The following is a 470-nucleotide window of genomic DNA, read 5'->3' as shown; positions in this document are numbered from 1 at the left end:
CATATGTGAGGAGGGCGTTTAAGCTTATAACCACTTTGATCGTGCCAATGCTCACTCTAGCGCACTCGCAAACGATGATCTCATCTTCAAAGTGCTCGGGGTCTATGCCCTTGTAGCTTGCAGCAGCTGCCTTGATAACGTCATAAGCCAGAACTGAGCAGTGCATCTTTTGAGGTGGGACGGCTGGAGTGTCTGGGTTGTCACGCATAGCTCTTTCTACATCAAGGTTTGTGATCTTAACCGCCTCATCGACCGTTTTGCCGATGCAAAGCTCAGCCATCGTATCAGAGCTAGCTATAGCCGTGCCACAGCCAAAGCTTTTAAATTTAGCGTCTACTATCTTGTCAGTTTTCTCATCAACGAGCCAGTAGAGCCTGACCGCATCGCCGCAGCTCTCTGCGCCAAAGTCAGCGACGATAAGTTTTGCGTTTGCTTTTTTGGCGTCCTCTTCGGTTAGTTCGCCCATAAAT

At 49.1% G+C, this 470-nt stretch carries 1 protein-coding gene; it reads right to left on the bottom strand.

The window, feature by feature from the left end; genetic code table 11:
• Positions 1–470, bottom strand: a 470-nt coding sequence (locus CYP05_RS04740; RefSeq protein ID WP_141090279.1) for an iron-sulfur cluster assembly scaffold protein, incomplete at both ends; no start/stop codon positions are given.

Source organism: Campylobacter concisus (assembly GCF_002913545.1).
In the GTDB taxonomy this organism is placed as follows: Bacteria; Campylobacterota; Campylobacteria; order Campylobacterales; family Campylobacteraceae; genus Campylobacter_A; species Campylobacter_A concisus_AV.
The sequence above is the reverse complement of the archived record's forward strand: the minus strand, read 5'-3'. Positions and strand labels throughout refer to the sequence as shown.